The 19,833-nt window shown below is 63.5% G+C and carries 23 protein-coding genes and 2 riboswitches; of the genes, 15 read left to right on the top strand and 8 right to left on the bottom strand.

Annotation, left to right across the window (positions count from 1 at the left end; all coding sequences use genetic code 11):
* Positions 1-41 precede the first annotated feature (41 nt).
* From ACLIIZ_RS03505 to ACLIIZ_RS03460, 10 genes are all read left to right on the top strand, one after another.
* Positions 42-833: a DNA adenine methylase gene (locus ACLIIZ_RS03505; protein WP_416690816.1), complete on the top strand. Its 792-nt coding sequence runs from the start codon at positions 42-44 to the stop codon at positions 831-833.
* Between the two features lie 347 nt (positions 834-1,180).
* Entirely contained in the window at positions 1,181-2,521 is a 1,341-nt protein-coding gene (locus ACLIIZ_RS03500) for a Na(+)-translocating NADH-quinone reductase subunit A (protein WP_416690815.1), read from the top strand.
* A 2-nt stretch (positions 2,522-2,523) separates the two neighbouring features.
* Complete coding sequence (locus tag ACLIIZ_RS03495; protein ID WP_416690814.1) at positions 2,524-3,741, top strand: NADH:ubiquinone reductase (Na(+)-transporting) subunit B; 1,218 nt, start codon at positions 2,524-2,526, stop codon at positions 3,739-3,741.
* Positions 3,728-4,513, top strand: coding sequence for a Na(+)-translocating NADH-quinone reductase subunit C (locus ACLIIZ_RS03490; protein WP_416690813.1), 786 nt, complete (start codon positions 3,728-3,730; stop codon positions 4,511-4,513). Before ACLIIZ_RS03495 ends, ACLIIZ_RS03490 begins: the two co-directional genes overlap by 14 nt.
* 2 nt (positions 4,514-4,515) lie before the next feature.
* Complete coding sequence (locus ACLIIZ_RS03485; protein ID WP_416690812.1) at positions 4,516-5,187, top strand: NADH:ubiquinone reductase (Na(+)-transporting) subunit D; 672 nt, start codon at positions 4,516-4,518, stop codon at positions 5,185-5,187.
* A gap of 13 nt (positions 5,188-5,200) precedes the next feature.
* The gene (gene nqrE, locus ACLIIZ_RS03480) at positions 5,201-5,797 is read left to right on the top strand and encodes an NADH:ubiquinone reductase (Na(+)-transporting) subunit E (protein WP_465221433.1); all 597 of its coding nucleotides are present in this window, start codon (positions 5,201-5,203) and stop codon (positions 5,795-5,797) included.
* Between the two features lie 10 nt (positions 5,798-5,807).
* Complete coding sequence (gene nqrF, locus ACLIIZ_RS03475; protein WP_416690811.1) at positions 5,808-7,034, top strand: NADH:ubiquinone reductase (Na(+)-transporting) subunit F; 1,227 nt, start codon at positions 5,808-5,810, stop codon at positions 7,032-7,034.
* A gap of 18 nt (positions 7,035-7,052) precedes the next feature.
* A complete protein-coding gene (gene nqrM, locus ACLIIZ_RS03470; RefSeq protein ID WP_416690810.1) occupies positions 7,053-7,283 on the top strand; it encodes a (Na+)-NQR maturation NqrM in 231 nt (76 codons plus the stop codon).
* 8 nt (positions 7,284-7,291) lie between these two features.
* Positions 7,292-7,657: a CBS domain-containing protein gene (locus ACLIIZ_RS03465; RefSeq protein ID WP_416690809.1), complete on the top strand. Its 366-nt coding sequence runs from the start codon at positions 7,292-7,294 to the stop codon at positions 7,655-7,657.
* A gap of 4 nt (positions 7,658-7,661) precedes the next feature.
* Positions 7,662-8,537, top strand: coding sequence for an arginase (locus tag ACLIIZ_RS03460; RefSeq protein WP_416690808.1), 876 nt, complete (start codon positions 7,662-7,664; stop codon positions 8,535-8,537).
* 4 nt (positions 8,538-8,541) lie between these two features.
* On the opposite strand, the gene ACLIIZ_RS03455 is transcribed toward ACLIIZ_RS03460, so the two are convergent.
* The 4 genes from ACLIIZ_RS03455 to ACLIIZ_RS03440 form a co-directional block, all read right to left on the bottom strand.
* Complete coding sequence (locus ACLIIZ_RS03455; RefSeq protein WP_416690807.1) at positions 8,542-10,029, bottom strand: esterase/lipase family protein; 1,488 nt, start codon at positions 10,027-10,029, stop codon at positions 8,542-8,544.
* A 25-nt stretch (positions 10,030-10,054) separates the two neighbouring features.
* Positions 10,055-10,372, bottom strand: coding sequence for a hypothetical protein (locus ACLIIZ_RS03450; RefSeq protein ID WP_416690806.1), 318 nt, complete (start codon positions 10,370-10,372; stop codon positions 10,055-10,057).
* Positions 10,373-10,386: 14 nt separating this feature from the next.
* Positions 10,387-10,836: a hypothetical protein gene (locus ACLIIZ_RS03445; RefSeq protein WP_416690805.1), complete on the bottom strand. Its 450-nt coding sequence runs from the start codon at positions 10,834-10,836 to the stop codon at positions 10,387-10,389.
* A gap of 74 nt (positions 10,837-10,910) precedes the next feature.
* Positions 10,911-11,285 (bottom strand): hypothetical protein, encoded by a 375-nt coding sequence (locus tag ACLIIZ_RS03440; protein WP_416690804.1) that lies wholly within the window; start codon positions 11,283-11,285, stop codon positions 10,911-10,913.
* Between the two features lie 147 nt (positions 11,286-11,432).
* Here ACLIIZ_RS03440 and ACLIIZ_RS03435 point away from each other — a divergent pair, with 147 nt between their 5' ends.
* Positions 11,433-11,636 (top strand): hypothetical protein, encoded by a 204-nt coding sequence (locus tag ACLIIZ_RS03435; RefSeq protein WP_374326357.1) that lies wholly within the window; start codon positions 11,433-11,435, stop codon positions 11,634-11,636.
* 6 nt (positions 11,637-11,642) lie between these two features.
* On the opposite strand, the gene ACLIIZ_RS03430 is transcribed toward ACLIIZ_RS03435, so the two are convergent.
* Positions 11,643-12,179, bottom strand: coding sequence for a DUF2946 family protein (locus ACLIIZ_RS03430; protein ID WP_416690803.1), 537 nt, complete (start codon positions 12,177-12,179; stop codon positions 11,643-11,645).
* 226 nt (positions 12,180-12,405) lie between these two features.
* On the opposite strand from ACLIIZ_RS03430, the gene ACLIIZ_RS03425 reads away from it, so the two are divergent.
* The 3 genes from ACLIIZ_RS03425 to ACLIIZ_RS03415 are packed head-to-tail and all read left to right on the top strand — an operon-like array spanning position 12,406 to position 14,156.
* Positions 12,406-13,083, top strand: coding sequence for a CsgG/HfaB family protein (locus ACLIIZ_RS03425; protein ID WP_416690802.1), 678 nt, complete (start codon positions 12,406-12,408; stop codon positions 13,081-13,083).
* An 18-nt stretch (positions 13,084-13,101) separates the two neighbouring features.
* Complete coding sequence (locus ACLIIZ_RS03420) at positions 13,102-13,479, top strand: DUF4810 domain-containing protein (RefSeq protein ID WP_416690801.1); 378 nt, start codon at positions 13,102-13,104, stop codon at positions 13,477-13,479.
* A complete protein-coding gene (locus tag ACLIIZ_RS03415; RefSeq protein ID WP_416690800.1) occupies positions 13,476-14,156 on the top strand; it encodes a DUF799 domain-containing protein in 681 nt (226 codons plus the stop codon). The genes ACLIIZ_RS03420 and ACLIIZ_RS03415 overlap by 4 nt, the downstream gene beginning before the upstream one ends.
* 70 nt (positions 14,157-14,226) lie before the next feature.
* Here ACLIIZ_RS03415 and gcvP read toward each other — a convergent pair whose 3' ends face one another.
* The 3 genes from gcvP to gcvT are packed head-to-tail and all read right to left on the bottom strand — an operon-like array spanning position 14,227 to position 18,617.
* Positions 14,227-17,106, bottom strand: coding sequence for an aminomethyl-transferring glycine dehydrogenase (gene gcvP, locus ACLIIZ_RS03410; RefSeq protein ID WP_416690799.1), 2,880 nt, complete (start codon positions 17,104-17,106; stop codon positions 14,227-14,229).
* Positions 17,107-17,118: 12 nt separating this feature from the next.
* Entirely contained in the window at positions 17,119-17,505 is a 387-nt protein-coding gene (gene gcvH, locus ACLIIZ_RS03405; protein ID WP_416690798.1) for a glycine cleavage system protein GcvH, read from the bottom strand.
* A 20-nt stretch (positions 17,506-17,525) separates the two neighbouring features.
* Positions 17,526-18,617 carry a glycine cleavage system aminomethyltransferase GcvT gene (gene gcvT / locus ACLIIZ_RS03400; RefSeq protein ID WP_416690797.1) on the bottom strand — a complete coding sequence of 364 codons (1,092 nt, stop codon included), beginning with the start codon at positions 18,615-18,617 and terminating at the stop codon, positions 17,526-17,528.
* A 77-nt stretch (positions 18,618-18,694) separates the two neighbouring features.
* A riboswitch (glycine riboswitch) is annotated at positions 18,695-18,784 on the bottom strand.
* A 7-nt stretch (positions 18,785-18,791) separates the two neighbouring features.
* Positions 18,792-18,880, bottom strand: a riboswitch (glycine riboswitch).
* Positions 18,881-18,990: 110 nt separating this feature from the next.
* On the opposite strand from gcvT, the gene ACLIIZ_RS03395 reads away from it, so the two are divergent.
* A complete protein-coding gene (locus ACLIIZ_RS03395; RefSeq protein ID WP_416690796.1) occupies positions 18,991-19,830 on the top strand; it encodes a 3',5'-nucleoside bisphosphate phosphatase in 840 nt (279 codons plus the stop codon).
* Positions 19,831-19,833: the final 3 nt, after the last annotated feature.

Raw genomic sequence — 19,833 nt, 5'->3', positions numbered from 1 at the left:
GGGGAAGTCTATCGAAACAAATGCAAATGAGAAAGGCTCCCATGTCATCACCAATCATTCCCTGGATCGGAGGGAAGCGCCGTTTGGCCGATCGTCTGATCCCGCTGTTTCCACCGCACGAGTGCTATGTCGAGTTGTTCGCTGGCGGTGCGGCGTTGTATTTCCTTCGGCCGCAACCAGCGCCGGTCGAAGTGATCAACGACGTCAACGGTGAGTTGATCAATCTGTATCGGGTGGTTCAGCATCACCTGGAGGAGTTTGTCAGGCAGTTCAAGTGGGCGATCAGTAGTCGCCAGGTGTTCAAATGGATGCAGGACACGAAACCGGAAACACTTACCGATATTCAGCGTGCCGCGCGTTTTTATTACTTGCAGCACCACGCATTCGGTGGGCGTGTCGAGAGTCAGAGTTTCGGGACCGCAACGACAGCACCGGCAATCGATCTATGCCGTATTGGTGAATCGCTTTCTGCGGCTCATCTCCGCCTGGCCAGTACGACGGTAGAGAATCTGCCCTGGGCTGATTGCCTTGATCGGTACGATCGGCCGCACACGTTTTTCTACGCAGATCCACCGTATTGGAAAACAGAAGGCTACGGCGTTCCATTCCCGTTCGAAGAGTATCAGCGCCTGGCCGCCGCGATGCAAAGCTGCAGGGGAAAGGTGATGGTTAGCATCAATGATCATCCAGACATCAGAGCGGCTTTTGCTGGTCTAAATTTCTATGAGTTGGAGATAAAATACAGTGTGGGCGTTGACCGTGCTGGCAGGTCAGCTAGCCGGGAATTGGTGATAACAAACTGGGTTCCCGATGATTTAGGTTATCTGTTCTGATCCTGGGGCAACTATTGGGGCAACTTTTCGGGGAATGTTTCTGAAAATCACGCACCACAAAGGTTTTTTAGCTTTCCGTGACTCCCTCCGTCTCCGCCAGACGACGAAGAAAAACACCCGCCAGGGTGTTTTTTTTCGTCCAGCGCATTCGTATTGCCCTGCCTGATGGAATATCACGATTCCATTATCTGTAGCCCGGCGGTTCCAGCCCGCCGCTGTCGCCGGTAAACTCCCGGGTTTTGACGTTGTTGCATGCAAGGTCGCAAGGACGGGAGCGGCGTCCGGGGCAGAGTCCGGGCGAGATGAATTCCCGCCTTGCGTGGTCAATTTCAATTCGGGCTAAGCGAATGATCAGAATTAAACGCGGTCTGGACTTGCCCATCACCGGGGCGCCTGAGCAGCGTATCGAGGCCGCCAGGCCGGTACGCAGTGTGGCGGTCATCGGCTTCGACTACCACGGGATGAAGCCAACGATGGCCGTACAGGTCGGTGATCGGGTCAAGCTGGGGCAGGTGCTGTTCTCCGACAAGAAGACGCCAGGCGTCAATTTCACGGCGCCGGGTGCCGGCGTCGTCAGTGCCATTCATCGCGGCGAGCAGCGGGTGCTGCAATCGGTGGTGATCGAACTGGAAGGTGACGAGGCAATCAGCTTCGCCTGCTATCCGGAGGCGCAGATCGATCGGTTGAGTAGCGAAATGGTGCGCGACAACCTGCAGCAATCGGGGTTGTGGACCGCGTTGCGGAGCCGTCCCTTCAGCCGGGTGCCGGCCGTCGATGCGGTGCCGGCGTCGATTTTCGTGACGGCGATCGATACCCATCCGCTGGCCGCCGATCCGGCCGTCGTGATCGCCGAAGCGGCGGCCGATTTCACCCGCGGGCTGCGCGTGCTGGCGCGCCTGGCCAGGGTTTTCCTGTGCGTTGCCGACGGCGCTGCGATTCCCGGCAGCGGCCTGGAGCGAGTTCAGGTCGAGTCCTTTGCCGGGCCGCATCCGGCCGGTCTCGCCGGGACGCATATTCATTTCCTCGATCCGGTAGGGCCGCACAAATCGGTATGGACGATCGGCTATCAGGACGTGATCGCCATCGGCCGCCTGTTCGCCACCGGCCAGTTGGCCGTCGACCGCGTCGTCGCCCTTGGTGGTCCGCTGGTTGCCCGGCCGCGTTTGCTGCGCAGCCGCCTCGGCGCCAGCCTGGACGATCTGACGGCGGGCGAACTGACTGCCGGAGCGAAGCCGCGCCTGATTTCCGGTTCGGTCTTCGGCGGCCGTACCGCACGCGGCGCCTGCGCTTGGCTCGGGCGCTACCATCAGCAGGTTTCCTGCCTGGCCGAGGGGCATGACCGCGAATTCCTGCACTACCTGCGGGCGGGTGTGGACAAGCATTCGGTGATGAACCTCTACCTCTCCAAGCTGATGCCCGGCAAGCGCTTCAACTTCACGACCAGTACCAACGGCAGTCCGCGGGCGATGGTGCCGATCGGCAACTACGAGGCGGTGATGCCGCTCGACATCCTGCCGACGCAGTTGCTTCGCTACCTGATCGTCGGCGACGCCGAGATGGCCCAGAAACTGGGCTGCCTGGAGCTCGACGAGGAGGATCTGGCGCTGTGCAGCTACGTCTGCGCCGGCAAGTACGAGTACGGTCCCATCCTGCGTGACAACCTCACGCGCATCGAGAAGGAGGGTTGAGCATGGGGCTGCGTTCCTGGCTCGACAGCATCGAGCATCATTTTCACAAGGGCGGCCGCTACGAAAAATGGTATGCCCTCTACGAGGCGGTCGATACCGGTCTCTACAAGCCAGCCAGCGTCACCCGGACCACCGCCCACGTACGCGACGGCCTGGACCTCAAGCGGATGATGATCACCGTCTGGCTCTGCACTTTTCCGGCCATGTTCTTCGGCATGTGGAACGTCGGTTTCCAGGCCAACAGCGCATTTGCGGCCCAGCCGGAATTGCTGGCCGCGCAGGACAACTGGCGGCTTGCCCTGATCGCGCTGTTCGCCGGCTTCGATCCGGCCAGCCTGTGGGACAACCTGGTGCATGGGGCGGCCTATTTCCTGCCGATCTACGCCGTCACCTTCATCGTCGGCGGTTTCTGGGAGGTGCTGTTCGCCTCGATCCGCGGCCATGAGGTGAATGAGGGGTTCTTCGTCACCTCGATCCTCTTCGCACTCATCCTGCCGCCGTCGATTCCCTTGTGGCAGGTGGCGCTCGGCATCAGCTTCGGGGTGGTGATCGCCAAGGAAGTCTTCGGCGGCACCGGCAAGAACTTCCTCAATCCGGCACTCGCCGGGCGGGCTTTCCTGTTCTTCGCCTATCCGGCGCAGTTGTCGGGCGATGCGGTGTGGACGGCGATCGACGGTTTCACCGGCGCCACCCCGCTGGCCACTGCGGCAGCGGGCGGTATCGCCGCGGTGACGGCCGGCGGCCTGAGCTGGTGGGATGCTTTCCTTGGCACGATTCCGGGCTCGGTCGGCGAGACCGGTACCTTGGCCATCCTGATCGGCGGTGCTGTCCTGTTGCTGAGCCGGATCGCCTCGTGGCGCATCGTCAGCGGCGTCATGCTGGGCATGGTCGGCTGCAGCCTGCTGCTCAACAGTGTCGGTTCGGCCAGCAATCCGATGTTCGCCATGCCCTGGCACTGGCATCTGGTGCTTGGCGGCTTCGCGTTCGGCATGGTGTTCATGGCCACCGACCCGGTGTCGGCGGCGATGACCGATACCGGCAAATGGATTTTCGGGGCGCTGATCGGCGTCATGGTGGTGCTCATCCGCGTGGTCAATCCGGCTTTCCCGGAGGGCATGATGCTGGCGATCCTGTTCGCCAACCTCTGTGCCCCCTTGATCGATCACTTCGTGGTCACGGCCAACATCAAGCGGAGGGCGGCGCGCCATGTCCAGCAATAAGGAATCCACGGTCCGCACCCTGCTCGTCGCGTTGACCGTCAGCCTCGTCGCTTCGGTTTTCGTGGCCGGTTCGGCGGTGGCGCTGAAGCCGGTCCAGCTCGAGAACCGCCTGCTCGACAAGCAGCGCAGCATCCTGGCGATCGCCGGCCTGGGCGACAACCTCTCGTCGGCACAGGTCAAGGAGGTTTTCGGCAGCCGCATCAAGGCGCGCGTGGTCGATCTCGATACCGGCGAGTATCAGACGGCGTTCGATCCGCTCGGTTTCGATCCGCTGAAGGCTGCCAAGGACCCGAAGATGTCCGCCGCACTCAGCAGCGAGGCGGACAAGGCGCTGATCAAGCGGCGCGAACGCTTCACCACCGTGTATATGGTCGAGCAGGAAGGCCGGATCGAATCGCTGATCCTGCCGATCCGCGGCTACGGTCTGTGGTCGACGCTGCACGGTTTCCTTGCGCTGAAAGCCGACCTCAACACCGTGGTCGGCCTGGGCTTCTACCAGCATGCCGAAACCCCGGGTCTCGGCGGCGAAGTGGACAATCCGAAATGGAAGGCGCTGTGGCCGGGCAAGACGCTGTTCGACGATGCCGGCCGGCCGATCATCAAGGTGGTCAAGGGCGGGGTCGATCCGGCCAGCCCGGATGCCGGCCATCAGGTCGATGCGCTGGCCGGTGCGACGCTGACCAGTAACGGCGTCGACCGATTGTTGCAATTCTGGCTGGGCGAGCAGGGCTTCGGTCCCTATCTCGCCAGGCTGCGTCAGCAGGGAGTCTGAGCATGGCACAACAAGCTACCGTCAAGGAAGTCCTGTTCAATCCGGTCTTCAACAACAATCCGATCGCCTTGCAGATCCTCGGCATCTGCTCGGCGCTGGCCGTCACCTCCAACCTCAAGACGGCGCTGGTCATGGCCATCGCGCTGACGCTGGTGACGGCCTTCTCCAACCTGTTCATCTCGCTGATCCGGGCGCAGATCCCGGGGGCGATCCGGATGATCGTGCAGATGGTGATCATCGCTTCGCTGGTCATCGTCGTCGATCAGGTGCTGCGTGCCTACGCCTTCAGCCTGGCCAAGCAGCTATCGGTGTTCGTCGGCCTGATCATCACCAACTGCATCGTCATGGGCCGGGCCGAAGCTTTCGCCATGCAGAATCCGCCCATGCTGTCGTTCTGGGACGGGATCGGCAACGGCCTCGGTTACAGCACGATGCTCGTCGCGCTCGGCGTCATCCGCGAACTGTTCGGCGCCGGCAAACTGCTCGGCATCGAGATCCTGCCGCTGATCAAGGACGGCGGCTGGTACCTGCCCAACGGTCTGCTGCTGCTGCCGCCATCGGCCTTCTTCCTGATCGGCCTGTTCATCTGGGCGTTGCGTACCTGGAAGAAGAACCAGGTCGAAGCACCGGCTTTCCGCATGGCCCCGCAGGTCAGCGACCGGGAGGTTTACTGAAATGGAACATCTGTTGAGTCTCTTTGTCCGCACCGTGTTCATCGAGAACATGGCGCTCTCCTTCTTCCTCGGCATGTGTTCGTTCATCGCCATTTCGAAGAAGGTCGAAACTGCCATCGGCCTCGGCATTGCGGTCGTCGTCGTCCAGGTGATCACGGTGCCGGCCAACAACCTGGCCTATACCTACCTGCTGCGCGACGGTGCGCTGGCCTGGGCCGGCATGCCCGATGTCGACCTGTCCTACCTCGGCCTGCTCACCTACATCGGCGTCATCGCGGCGATCGTCCAGATCCTCGAGATGCTGCTCGACAAGTACGTGCCCAGCCTGTACAACGCGCTCGGCATCTTCCTGCCGCTGATCACCGTCAACTGCGTGATCATGGCCGGTTCGCTGTTCATGGTCGAACGCGACTACAACTTTTCGGAAAGCGTGGTTTACGGCTTCGGTTCCGGCGCCTCGTGGGCGCTGGCCATCGCGCTGCTCGCCGGCATCCGCGAGAAGCTGAAGTACAGCGACGTGCCTGCCGGCCTGCAGGGCCTGGGCATCACCTTCATCACCATCGGCCTGATGTCGCTGGGCTTCATGTCCTTCTCGGGCATACAACTGTAAGGGAGCGAGGATGAACATTCAGGAAATCCTGCTCGCGATCGGCATGTTCACCGGCATCGTGCTGGCGCTGGCGGTCTTCATCATCGCCGCCCGGGCCCGGCTGGTGTCGTCTGGCGACGTCGACATCGAGATCAACGGCGAGCGCACCATCACCGTGCCGGCCGGCGGCAAGCTGTTGCAGACCTTGGCCGCCAACAACATCTTCCTGTCGTCCGCCTGCGGTGGCGGCGGCACCTGCGCCCAGTGCAAGTGCCAGGTTCACGAAGGTGGCGGCGACATGCTGCCGACCGAGGAGTCGCACTTCAGCAAGCGCCAGGCCAGGGAGGGCTGGCGCCTGTCGTGCCAGACGCCGGTCAAGCAGAACATGAAGATCGAGGTGCCGGAAGAGGTTTTCGGCGTCAAGAAGTGGGAGTGTACGGTTGAGTCCAACCCGAACGTCGCCACCTTCATCAAGGAACTGACGCTGCGCCTGCCGGAAGGCGAGAACGTCGATTTCCGGGCCGGCGGCTACGTCCAGCTCGAGTGTCCGCCGCACACCGTGCATTACAAGGACTTCGACATCCAGCCCGAGTATCGCGGCGACTGGGACAAGTTCAACATGTGGCGCTTCGTCTCCAAGGTCGACGAGCCGGTCATCCGCGCCTACTCGATGGCCAACTATCCGGAGGAGAAGGGCGTCGTCAAGTTCAACATCCGCGTCGCCTCGCCACCGCCGAACCGCGACGACATCCCGCCAGGCAAGATGTCTTCCTTCGTCTTCAACCTGAAACCGGGCGACAAGATCACGGTCTACGGGCCATTCGGCGAATTTTTCGCGCGCGATACGGAGAACGAGATGGTCTTCATCGGCGGCGGCGCCGGCATGGCGCCGATGCGCTCGCACATCTTCGACCAGCTCAAGCGCCTGAAGTCCACGCGCAAGATCAGCTTCTGGTACGGTGCGCGCTCGATGCGCGAAGCCTTCTACGTCGAGGAATTCGACAAGCTGGCCGAGGAGAACCCGAACTTCAGGTGGCATCTGGCGCTGTCCGATCCCTTGCCGGAAGACAACTGGACTGGTTACACCGGCTTCATCCACAACGTGCTCTACGAGAACTATCTGAAGGACCATCCGGCGCCCGAGGATTGCGAGTTCTACATGTGCGGGCCACCGATGATGAACGCTGCGGTGATCAAGATGCTGCTCGATCTCGGCGTCGAGCGCGAGAACATCATGCTCGACGATTTCGGCGGCTGAGCGGGAAGGGAGGATGCCATGCAGACATTTCTGGTGACTTTCGGAATCATCGCCTTCCTGGTCCTGATCATGGCGATCGGTGTCATGTTCGGGCGCAAGCCGATCGCCGGCAGTTGCGGCGGTTACAAGGCGCTCAACCTGGATTGTGCGGCCGGCTGCAAGGAACCCTGTGAAAAACGCCTGGCCCGCCTGCAGGCCGGGTCTGAGGCACAAGCGGAGGAAGAGTCATGCTCAGGTCGTTGCTCGTAAAGGATTACATGACCGCCGATCCCCTGGCTTTCAGCCCGGAGATGGACGTGCTGAAGGCGGTGCACCTTCTGCTCGAACACCACCTCAGTGGTGCGCCGGTGCTTGATGGCGATGGTCACCTGCTCGGTTTCTTTTCCGAGAAGGACGGCCTCAAGGTGGCGCTCAACGCCTCCTACTACGAACAGCCGGGCGGCCCGGTCGGCCAGTACATGACCCGCGAGGTGCTGACCCTGTCGGCGTCGTCGTCGATGGCCGATGCCATCGAACTGTTCGTGGCGCATCACTACCGCTGTTATCCGGTGCTCGATGACGGGCGCCTGGTCGGTCAGCTGTGCCGGCGCGATGCGCTGACGGCGCTGGAAAAGCTCTGGTAGGCCGATGAGCGACGGCCGTCGGGTGCGCGTGACCGGCGCCGCCAGCGGTATCGGCGCCCAGGATGTGGCTTGTGCCGACGGGCCGGTTGCCTTTCATCATTCGCAGGCCTGGCAGGCGCTGGCCCGCCACCCGGCGCTCGATTGGGGACGCACCCTGTTTGCCCCGAACGGCGAGCGGCTGTCGCGGACGGCGCGGATCGCCGCCCTCTGCCGGACGCTCGCCGACGAGGTCGAAACCACCCTGCGCCAGGGGCAGTTTCCGCTGGTCATCGGTGGCGACCATTCGGTGGCGGTTGGCACCTGGAGCGGCGTCGCCCGCGGCATCGGGCAGCCATTGGGCTTGCTGTGGATCGACGCCCACCTCGACAGCCATACGCCGGAGAGCAGCTATTCCGGTGCCGTGCATGGCATGCCGCTGGCTTGCCTGCTCGGTCAGGGCGACCGCCGTCTGCTGGGCATCGGCCTGCCCGGCGCACAGGTCAGCGCCGGGCATTGCGTCGTGCTCGGGGCGCGCAGCTACGAGCCGGAAGAAATCGATTTCCTGCGCCGCCAGCAGGTGCGCATCATCGACGGCGAGGAAATCGCCCGCCGCGGCTTCGCCGCCTGCCTCGACGAGGCGGTCGGCATCGTCGCCAGCGCGCCGGCCGGTTTCGGCGTCAGCCTCGATCTCGACGCCATCGATCCGCGCTTCGCGCCGGGCGTCGGTAGTCCCGAGCCGGACGGCTTGCCGGCGACCGACGTGCGCACGGCCTGGCGCTGGCTGGCCGGCTTGCCCGGCCTGCGCGCCCTGGAGATCGTCGAGTACAACCCGGATCGCGACCGCCACGGCATGACCGCGCAACTGATCGCCGACCTGATCGGCGAGACGGTGGCCGGTTGAGGGCTCAGCCGGAACGGCTGACGTTCAGACGGAGTTGGCCGCGGAATCCCTTGCTCGAGGTGAGCGGGATCAGGTACTGGTCGCCCGTGGGGTTGACCAGTCGCCCCTGGCCCTCGCTCCAGTTCTCGTCCGAGCTCAGGTAGCGCAGCCGGAAGCCGTCCTGTCCCAGCGTCAGCTTCAGCGTCAGGGTGTCACGGAACAGGTATTCGCCTTCGATGTGCTGGTCGAGCCAGAAGCTGTCGTCGATGGTGTAGCCGGTGCTTGACACCGCCAGTTCAACCGAAAAGACCAGGGTCTTGCCGACGGTGATGCGCTTGCTGTCGAGGAAGGTCGAGAACAGGGCGGGCGAGCGCGGCGCGTCGCGGCCGGCACGGTCGACGCGCAGCAGTTCGTCGTAGCGGCGCAGCACGGCGCTGTAGGTGTCGCGGCGGCGCTCGGTCAGTTTGGCGCTGAAGCTGCCGCGTGGCGCGACCGTCGCCTCGAAATAGTAGGAGCCGCGGATCTGCTTGCCGGCGTCCTTGGCCTTCTGCACCGAGGGCGGCAGGGGCAGGGCATCGACGTCGAGACTGCCATCGACGCGCAGGTCGCCGAACAGGAAACGGACCAGGTTCTGGTAACCCTCTTCCGAATTGACGACGCCGAACGGGCCACTGTGGCTGCGATAGGCGAAGGCGCGCGGGGCACCGCTGACGGTGGCGTTCTCGATCTTCACCAGGCCGTCGCTCATCTCGCCCGCCAACAGGCGGGAAACGCCGAGCGCGGCGGCGTAGTCGCGGTGATTGGTGCCGACGAAGCAGAAGAAGCGCTGCGGGTCGAATTTCCCGTCCAGCGAGTCGACCCGCTCGGGCTTCCCGGGCAGGCCGAGGTATTCGGCCATCCGCTGCCGGTTGAAGTTGTTGATGTCCCACAGGCCGAGAACCGACGGCACGTTGATTCCCGCCATCTCGATCCCGTTGTGCGGCGTGCCATAGGTGAACACCTTGGCGACCAGAGCGCGGTCGGCCGGGGTGCTGATCGCATCGTTCTGCAGGAAGGCGCGGATCACCAGTCCGCCCATCGAATGGGCGACCAGATGCACCTTGAAGGCGGCGAGCAGTTCGTCGTCGTCGCCGCAGACCTGGCGACGCACGCGCTGGATCAAGGCCTGCAGGCCGCGCGCCGCTTCGGGAATCGACAGCGTCTTGCCGTCGCCGAGGTCGCTGTCCGCCGTCTCGTAATAGCGATAGATGACGACGCTGCGCGCCGGCAGGCTGCCGCTGATCTCGGCGCCGTCGGCGAAGCAGTCGCGATAGCCGTATTCCTTCATCAGCCGGATCAGCGGCGACTCGAAGATGTGCTTGGTGACGCGCCCATCCCAGGCCTGGCGCAACTTGGTCGCGCCCTGGTTGAAGCCCATGTACGGCATCGACACGGCATCGGCGATTTCGCCGGGCGTCATCGCGTAGCCGCGGACATAGATGATCGGGTAGTACGGTGCCATTGTCTTGGCCATGATCGTCTCCTCGGGTGGTATGGGCTTACAGCAGGGCGAAGCCAAGCGCCCCGTTGACCGTTTCGCGGACGACGTCCAACGCCGCGTCGAGCGCGGCTTCGACGGCGAGCAGGCCGAGTCCTTCGAGCGTCAGTAAAACGCTGCGGCAGGCGTTCTTCTGGATTTCCAGATGCAGCGCGGCCTGGGCCGGCGTGATCTTGCCCGACGCCTGCAAGGCTTCGATCATGACCAGCTTCTTCGCCTCGCTCTCGCCGTACTCGCGGATTTCCGGCCAGCGCTCGTGCAGGCTGCCCTGGAAGGCGGCCAGGATGGCCTGGCTCAATTCTCCGGTGTCGAGCTTCATTGTTGGCTCCGTGGTCATGGGCGCCGCTTCGCCAGTTCCAGCCTGAGGATGGCGGTGAAGCTGCTGTTGAACTGGGTGCGCAGGATGGCGATCTGTTCCGGCGCCAGACAGCCGAGCCGGTGCAACTGGCGCAGGCTGTCGAGGCTGGCGAGGAGCAGTGTCGTCTGTTCGGCGGTGCGCTCGTTGCCGGGGATGGCTGCGGTGCGCACGGCAAGGGCGCTGATTTCAATGCGGGCGTCGGTATAGAAGCGCTGGTGCCTGTCGAAAACGCAATCGGGCGTGCCGGCAGCCGCCTCAAGGCCGATCAGGTGGGCTTCGGTCTGTCGTTGCAGGGCGCTGACGCTGCGGTCGGTGACTTCATCGTAAGGCGCCAGCAGGCGCGGTGTACAGGCGACCAGCGCCAGTAGTACGACGGCGGCCGAAAATGAGCGGGCAATGGTGGTGAGATGCGGTCGCTTCGGCATGCAGGCTCCCGGCTGGCGGTGATCGACGATGGACTTGTCTGCATCATATACCGCGTCATGACGAAGGCAAGGCCCTAGGCCGCTGTGGAGCGGTCGGCACTGTCGTGGTACAAGATGCCGGCCTCGCGCAGGCGCGCCTTGAAGGCCTTCATCACCGGGCGAGAGAGCATGGTTTCGGCCAGCAGGCGCTGTTCGTAAATGCGCATTTTCAGGTTTTCGTCACAATGCCGACGCGACTCGGCGATCAGCGCGTGACAACTGGCGGCATCAAGGCGGTGCACCGGCCGCTGGCCGACTGCGTCGTAGAGCTGGCTGGCGACCAGCTGGTCGGCGTCGCTCATTTTGCATTTGCCGTCGAGTATCTTGAGCATCAGGGTGATGACGCAGTCGATATCGAGCGGGGCGACGAGCTTGTTGCTTGCCCAGGTGGCGATTTCAGCAGGGGTCATGGCGTTGTGTGGTAGTGATTGGCGCCAGAGACACAGCAAGAACAGGGCCAGTCGCCCGGGTGCCCGTGCCGTTCGCGCCGTTCGGGACTTGTCCGGCAGCGGCAGGCGCGGGATACTCGGGGCGTTTGTAAAAAAGGTGACAGACGCATGACACACGACGATATCCGCGCCGCGATCCGTTCCGGCCTGCCTTTTTTCGGCGTCACCCGGCAGGGCCAGGTGATGGCGCGTTACCTGCCGTTCGGGCCGGTCTATCGCTGGAAGCGCAACCAGATGATTCCGGCGCCATTGCAGGGCGAGGATCTGTTGTGGTGGCTGCAGGCCAGCGACGACGATCCGGGCGAGCCCTGAGCGCGCTTACGGGCGTGGTTGTTTGAGATAAGCGTAGCGCTGGGCCAGCCGATCGGCCGCGATGTATTGCAGCGGCAGGCCCTGCCAGCGGATTTCGCCGCCGTTGCCCGCCATCAGGCGCAGCAGGCTGACCTCGTCATGGGGCCGGCATTCCTCGAAAAAAGCGGCCAGGTCGCGGTCGTCGAGCAAACCGATGCCGAGCGCCGCGTCAAGGTAGAGGCTGCCGTCGCCGTCGATCAACACGGTCCTGATCTCACCGGCCGGGGCACCGGTATGGGCGACGAAGGCCGCGCCGTCGCGGTGGAAGATCCATGGCGTTGCGGCGAGATCGACATAGACCCGTTGCGGACCGTTCTGGACGAACCAGCGGCCACTTTCGTCGCCGGCATATTGCCGGTTCATGAACTCGATCAGGCCGCGGTGTGTCACCCGCTCTCCCTGCAATCGCCAGTCACCGCGCCGGTCGAGCGAAAGCCACTCGTAACAGGCGGGGACGTTCGGCCATTTGGCATGAGCGGAAAGCTGGGCTGCGGATGAAGTCATTGGTTTTCCCGATGTCGAATGCGAACGATGTTATGTGTCTTTGGGCACGCAGTCGATCTTTTCTGTTGCCGGAACAGGTATCAAACGCTGGAATTCTCTTTCCCGGTGGAACTCCCTGTTGCCGGAATGGCCCGAGCTGGCGGACAATTCATGGATTGCACCGGATTTCGTTTGGCAATTTGTATGCCTGTTTCAGTAGAAATTTTTCAATTTTCAGGAGCTTGCGGTGAAATTCAAGAAAAACGCCGTGGTGATTTCCGCAGTGGGTCTGGCTCTCATGCTTTCGGGGTGCGCAACCGAAAGCTCGCGTCCGATCGAATCCCAGCAAACCGCCGCTGCTGCCCGGCCATACGCCGGCGAACGACAGCCGGTCTCGGTAGGCAAGTTTGACAATCGTTCCAGTTTCTTGCGCGGGGTGTTCTCCGATGGCGTCGATCGTCTCGGCAGTCAGGCGAAGACGATCCTGGTTGCCCACCTGCAACAGAGCAATCGTTTTTCCGTCCTCGATCGCCAGAACCTGAGCGAGACCAAGCAGGAAGCGGAGATCGCCCGCAAGCAGCAAGCCCTGAAGGGGGCGCGCTACGTCATCACCGGTGATGTCACCGAATTTGGCCGGAAGGAAGTTGGCGACCATCAGCTTTTCGGTTTGCTCGGTCGCGGCAAGCAGCAGGTGGCCTACGCCAAGGTGGCGCTGAACGTGGTCGATGTCGAGACATCGGAAGTCATTTATTCGACCTTCGGTGCCGGCGAATATGCCCTGTCGAATCGCGAAGTCATCGGCTTTGGCGGTACCGCCAGCTATGACTCGACGTTGAACGGCAAGGTACTCGATCTGGCCATCCGGGAAGCGGTCGATGCTCTGGTCAAGGGTGTCGAAAGTGGCGCCTGGCGTCCGGCGCACTGATTCCGGCAGGGAGGGTTTATGAGGGAAGTAAAGACCAGCCAGAGATGGCTGCTGCCGGCATGCGCCTGTGCGCTACTGTTCACGGGCTGTGCCCAGCAGCGCCAGCCGCTCTACCACTGGGGAGATTTTCAGACCGTCCAGTACGGCTATTTCAAGGGTGACAAGGGGCCGGAAGAAGGCATTGTTGCGCTCGAGAAGGTTCGCGAGGAGGCAAAGGCGAGCGGGCGCCATGTCCCGCCGGGTTTGCAGGCGCATCTCGGCATGCTCTACGGTTTGACGGGGCGCACCGATCTGTTCGAGCAGAATCTGCTGGCCGAGAAGCAGAGTTTTCCGGAAAGCTCGGTCTATCTCGATTTCCTGCTCAAGAAGAAGCAGAAACCGGAAGGTGCGCGATGAAAACCCAATCGTTCATTGCCAAGCGCCTGCCTTTTCTGGCACTTGCCCTGGCTACGCTCGGTGGCTGTGCGACGCAGCAGGCCTACGATTACACCGCATTTCGGGCGGCGCGCCCGGCGTCGATCCTGGTGTTGCCGCCGATCAACCAGTCTCCGGACATCAAGGCAAGCTACAGCATGCTTTCCCACGCCATGCTGCCGCTGGCCGAATCAGGCTATTACGTCTTTCCGGTGACCCTGGTCGATGAGACCTTCAAGCAAAATGGGCTGACGACGCCGACCGACATCCATGACGTCGCACCGGCGAAGTTGCGGGAAATATTCGGTGCCGACGCTGCGCTTTACATCAATATCAAGGACTACGGCACGTCCTACAAGGTGATCGCCAGCGAAACGCGGGTCACGGCGGAGGCCAGGCTGGTCGATCTACGTACAGGCAAGCAACTGTGGCATGGTTCGGCGACGGCATCGAGTGCCGAGAGCGACAACAATAGCGGCGGTCTGATCGGCATGCTGGTCAAGGCGGTCGTTCGGCAGATCATCGAAACGGTCAGCGAGCAAGGGCACGTGATCGCCGGTCTGACGAGTTCGCGGCTGCTGAGCGCCGGTGTGCCAAACGGCATTCTTTTTGGCCCGCGTTCGCCGCAGTACCAGAAGGATGGTCAGGCCTTGCGCTGACGCGAAATCATCCTTCCGCAATTGCAAACGGCCTCTTGCGAGGCCGTTTGTATGTTCACCGGGAGTGTTTTCAGTCCTGGTAAGTCGACAGCGGCGGGCAGGCGCAGTTCAGGTTGCGGTCGCCATAGACATCGTCGATGCGATTGACGCTCGGCCAGAACTTGTTGGCCGCTACCCAGGGCAGCGGGAAGACCGCCTGTTGCCGGCTGTAGGGATGGCGCCACTCGGCATCGACGAGGTCGGCCTGGGTGTGCGGCGCGTTCTTCAGCGGGTTGTCGCTGGCGCTCCAGGTGCCGTTCTCGATCTCGCGGATTTCCGCGCGGATCGCCACCATGGCTTCGATGAAGCGATCCAGTTCGGCCTTCGATTCCGACTCGGTCGGCTCGACCATGATCGTGCCGGCGACCGGGAAGGATACCGTCGGGGCGTGGAAGCCGTAGTCCATCAGGCGCTTGGCGATGTCGATCTCGGCGATGCCGGTGGCGGCTTTGAGCGGGCGGATGTCGAGGATGCACTCGTGCGCCACGCGGCCGTTCTTGCCGACGTAGAGCACGGGGTAGTGGTCCTTGAGCCGGCTGGCGACGTAGTTGGCGTTGAGGATGGCGAACTGGGTCGCCTTCTTGACGCCGGCACCGCCGAGCATGGCCAGGTACATCCAGGAAATCGGCAGGATCGAGGCGGAGCCGAAGGGCGCTGCGGAAACCGCGCCCTGGCCGCCGTGCGGGCCGTCGATCGGGGCCACCACGTGGTTGGCCATGAACGGAGCGAGGTGGGCCTTGAGGCCAATCGGGCCCATGCCCGGTCCGCCGCCGCCGTGCGGGATGGCGAAGGTCTTGTGCAGGTTCATGTGGCTGACGTCGGCGCCGATGAAGCCGGGCGAGGTCAGGCCGACCTGGGCGTTGAGGTTGGCGCCGTCCATGTACACCTGGCCGCCGTTGGCGTGCACGATGGCGCAGATGTCGCGGATGGCTTCCTCGAAGACGCCGTGCGTCGACGGGTAGGTGATCATCAGGCAGGCGAGGTCGTCCTTGTGCTGCTCGGCCTTGGCCTTCAGGTCGGCGACGTCGACGTTGCCGTTGTCGTCGCAATCGACGACGACAACCTGCATGCCGGCCATCTGGGCGGTGGCCGGGTTGGTGCCGTGCGCCGATTTCGGGATCAGGCAGACCTTGCGGTGGCCTTCGCCACGGCTGGCGTGGTAGCGGGCAATCGCCACCAGGCCGGCGTATTCGCCCTGGGCGCCGGAGTTCGGCTGCATGCAGATGGCGTCGAAACCGGTCACCGTCTTCAGCCATTCGGTGAGGCCGGCGATCATTTCGTGGTAGCCGGCGACCTGATCGCGCGGGGCGAACGGGTGGATGCCGCCGAATTCCGGCCAGGTGACCGGGATCATTTCGCTGGTCGCGTTCAGCTTCATGGTGCACGAGCCGAGCGAGATCATCGAGTGGTCGAGCGCCAGGTCCTTGTTCTGCAGCGACTTCAGGTAGCGCAGCATCTCGTGCTCGGTGTGGTGCGTGTTGAACACCGGGTGCGACAGGATCGCATCGCTGCGCAGCAGCGCCGCCGGCAGGGCGGGCGTGGCGGCGGCGACCTGGACGTCGAGGCTGGCCATGTCGAGCGTGACCTGGGTGATCAGCTTGAACAGTTCGGCGACATCACCGCGCGTCGTCGTTTCGTCGAAGGAGAGGCCTAGGACGCCGACCGAGACGCGACGCAGATTGTAGCCGGCGCCGATGGCAGCGTGGTAGACGCTTTCGGCGCGGGCGCCGAGGTCGACATGGACAGTGTCGAAGAACTGCCCGGTGAGCAGTTTGACGCCGGCCCGCTTCAGACCCTCGGCGAAGATCGCGGTCAGGCGGTGGATGCGCGCGGCGATCGTCTTCAAACCCTGCGGGCCGTGATAGACGGCGTACATGCCGGCCATGTTGGCGAGCAGCACCTGCGAGGTGCAGATGTTGGAATTCGCCTTCTCGCGGCGGATGTGCTGTTCGCGCGTCTGCAAGGTCATGCGGTAGGCGGTGTTGCCGCGGGCGTCCTTGGAGACGCCGATGATGCGGCCGGGCATCGAGCGGACGAAGGCTTCGCGGGTGGCGAAGAAGGCGGCGTGCGGGCCGCCGAAGCCCATCGGGATGCCGAAACGCTGGCTCGAACCGAGCGCAATGTCGGCGCCCATGGCGCCCGGCGACTTGAGCAGCACCAGCGCCATCAGGTCGCAGGCGACGGCGACGGTGGCGCCGCGTGCCTTGAGGCTGGCGATCAGCGCGCTGCGGTCGCGTACTTCGCCGTTGTCGTCCGGGTACTGGAGCAGGGCGCCGAAGAATTCGCCGTCCGCCGCATCGGCGGCAGCGACGACAACGTCGAAGCCGAAGTAGCCGGCGCGCGTGCGGACGACGTCGATGGTCTGCGGGAAACAGGCAGTGTCGACCAGGAAACGGTTCGACTTCGACTTGGAGACGCGTCGCGCCATCGTCATCGCCTCGGCGGCGGCGGTCGCTTCGTCGAGCAGCGAGGCGTTGGCGATCTCCAGGCCGGTGAGGTCGATCACCATCTGCTGGAAGTTCATCAGCGCTTCCAGACGGCCCTGTGCGATCTCGGCCTGGTAGGGCGTATAGGCGGTGTACCAGCCGGGGTTTTCCATGACGTTGCGCAGGATCACCTTGGGCGTCAGCGTGTCGTAGTAGCCCATGCCGAGGCAGGACTTCTTGATCAGGTTCTTGCCGGCGATCGCCTTCAGGTCGGCGAGCGCCTCGTGTTCGCGGCGCGGTGCCGGCAAGGGCAGATCGGCCGGCAGGCGGATGGCCGCCGGCACCGTCTGGTCGATCAACTGGTCGAGGCTGGCGGCGCCGATGGCGGCCAGCATTTCGCCAGTCTCGGCGGCGCAGGGGCCGATGTGACGGTCGATGAACTCGTCGTGCTGCTCGAGCAGCGAGAGCGTTTGATTGAGCGGCATGGGTGGTCCTTCTCAGGCGGCGTCGGCGACGGCCTGGTAGGCGGCGGCGTCGAGCAGCGCGTCGACGTCGGCCAGGTTGTCCGGCGTCATCTTGAACAGCCAGGCGGCGTAGGCGTCCTGGTTCACCGATTCCGGGGCGTCGGCGGCGGCCGCGTTGACTTCGGTGACGGTGCCGGCGAGCGGCGCATAGACGTCAGCGGCGGCCTTGACCGATTCGACGACGGCGATTTCCTGCTCCTTGTCGAAATGGGCGCCGACTTCCGGCAGCTCGACGAAGACCAGATCGCCCAGCGCTTCCTGCGCGTGGTCGGTGATGCCGACGGTGACGGAGCCGTCTTCGTTCTTCAGGACCCATTCGTGGGAGGCGGCGTACTTGAGGTTGGACGGGACGTTGGACATGGTTTTCTCCTGAATGGGGGTTATTGAACAGCCTTGCCGTTGCGGGCAAAAACGGGTTTGGTGACCTTGGCCTTGAGCAGCTTGCCACGAATGTCGACCTCGACTTCGTCGCCGACGGCGACGCCGAGCGGCAGCCGGGCAAGGGCGATGGATTGCTGCAGCGTTGGTGAGAAACTACCTGAAGTAATCTCGCCATCGCCTTGTTTGGTAATTACTTTCTGATGGCCACGCAAGACGCCCTTGTCGAGCAGGACGAGGCCGAGGAACTGCTTCTGCTGGCCGTTGGCGGCCAAAGCGGCGCGGCCGACGAAATCGCGTTCGTCCTTCATGGCGACGGTCCAGGCCAGGCCGGCGTCGAGCGGCGAGACGGTCTCGTCCATGTCCTGACCGTAAAGGTTCATGCCGGCTTCCAGGCGCAGGGTATCGCGCGCGCCGAGGCCGCAGGGTGCGACGCCGGCGTCCTTGAGGGCGGTCCAGATGGTTTCGGCTTCGCCGGCCGGTAGCATGATCTCGTAGCCGTCCTCGCCGGTGTAGCCGGTGCTGGCGATGAAGTACTGGTCCACTTCGGCAGCGAAGAAGGGCTTCAGGCCTTCCGTTGCCGCCTTGACCTGGGGTAGTACCTGCCAGACCTTGGCTCGGGCATTCGGACCCTGTACGGCGATGATGCCGAGCGGCACGTTGCCGTCGCGGCGCGGCGTGATCGTCACGTCCAGCTTCCACTCGGCGGCCTTGGCCAGCATCCAGGCGACGTCCTTGTCGGCGGTGCCGGCATTGACGACGATGCGAAAGCGCGTGTCGGTGAGGAAGTAGATGATCAGGTCGTCGATGACGCCGCCGGCCTCGTTGAGCATGGCGGAGTAGAGCGCCTTGCCGGAAACCGTCAGCTTGGCGACATCGTTGGCGACCAGGCGCGACAGGAAGGGGCGGCAATCGGTGCCGACCAGGTCGACCGGACACATGTGCGAGACGTCGAACATGCCGCAATCGTTACGGACGGCGTGGTGTTCCTCGATCTGCGAGCCGTAGTTGACCGGCATGTCCCAGCCGCCGAAATCGACCATCCGGGCGCCGAGCGCGCGGTGAGCGGCGTTGAGCACTGTTTTCTTCAGCATATCAATCCTTTGCTGGCTTTTGTTAAAGCCGTTTCTGGAAACGGAAAAGGGGTGAAACGGAAAACTTGCGTCTTGCGTTTCACCCCTCTGTCCTTGATACCTGAGAGATTTGCCCCATCGGTGGATGATAGCCGGGCGGGCCGTCATCGCTCTCCAGAGTTTCAGTGGCCTGCCACTGGTTCCGCGGTCCTTTTGCCTGAGCGTTTTCGGGTGAAATTGCGCCTTCGGCGGCAGCTTGCGCTGCGCTCTCCCGTGGAACGGTTGGCACTATAGCCGGTGATCAATGTCCAAGCAACTTGTTGCGCCGCACAAGGTTCGGCGGCCGCTTCACGCCTTCGTGATAAACTCCCGGTTTGCTTTTTTGCTCATTTCCGTGACCCCAGCCAATTTCGATTTCCATTGCCATTCCTCGGTTTCCGACGGCCTGTTGGCGCCTGCGGAGGTCGCCCGCCGGGCGGCGGCGAACGGTGTCGATTGCTGGGCGCTGACTGATCACGACGACATCGGCGGCCTGGCCGAGGCGGCTGAAGCGGCTGCAGCGGCCGGCATGAGCTTTGTCAATGGCGTGGAAATCTCGATCGAGTGGCGGGAAATGCCGATCCATATCGTCGGCCTTGCCTTCGATCCCGCGCATCCGGCGCTGGTCGGCGGTCTCGAAAGTCTGCGCGGCGGCCGTGTCGAGCGCGCCCGGCGAATGGGCGAGGCGCTGGCAAAGATCGGTATTTCCGGTGTTTACGAAGGTGCGCTCGGTTATGTGACCAATCCGAACCTGATCTCGCGCGCCCATTTCGCCCGCTATCTGGTGTCGATCGGCATCGCCCGCGACATTTCCGGCGTTTTCCAGCACTATCTGACGCCGGGCAAGCCGGGTTACGTCGATCACCGCTGGGCGACGTTGGCCGATGCGGTGGGTTGGATCCGCGCCGCCGGCGGCGTTGCCGTGGTGGCGCATCCCGGGCGTTACAAGATGTCGGGTGGCGACATGCGCAAGTTCCTCGATGAGTTCAAGGATCTCGGCGGTCAGGCGATCGAGGTGTCGAGCGGCAGCCATTCGCCCGACCACGTCCTGCATTTCGCCCGCCTGGCGCGGCATTACGCCTTTCACGCGTCGCGCGGTTCGGATTTTCACGGGCCGGAAGAAAGCCACGTCGAACTCGGTCGCGCCTTTCAACTGCCCCCGGACCTCAAGCCGGTGTGGCGTCTTTTTCATTGAATC

The sequence above is a fragment of the Azonexus caeni genome, from assembly GCF_048146105.1.
Classification (GTDB): domain Bacteria; phylum Pseudomonadota; class Gammaproteobacteria; order Burkholderiales; family Rhodocyclaceae; genus Azonexus; species Azonexus aromaticus_B.
The sequence above is the reverse complement of the archived record's forward strand: the minus strand, read 5'-3'. Positions and strand labels throughout refer to the sequence as shown.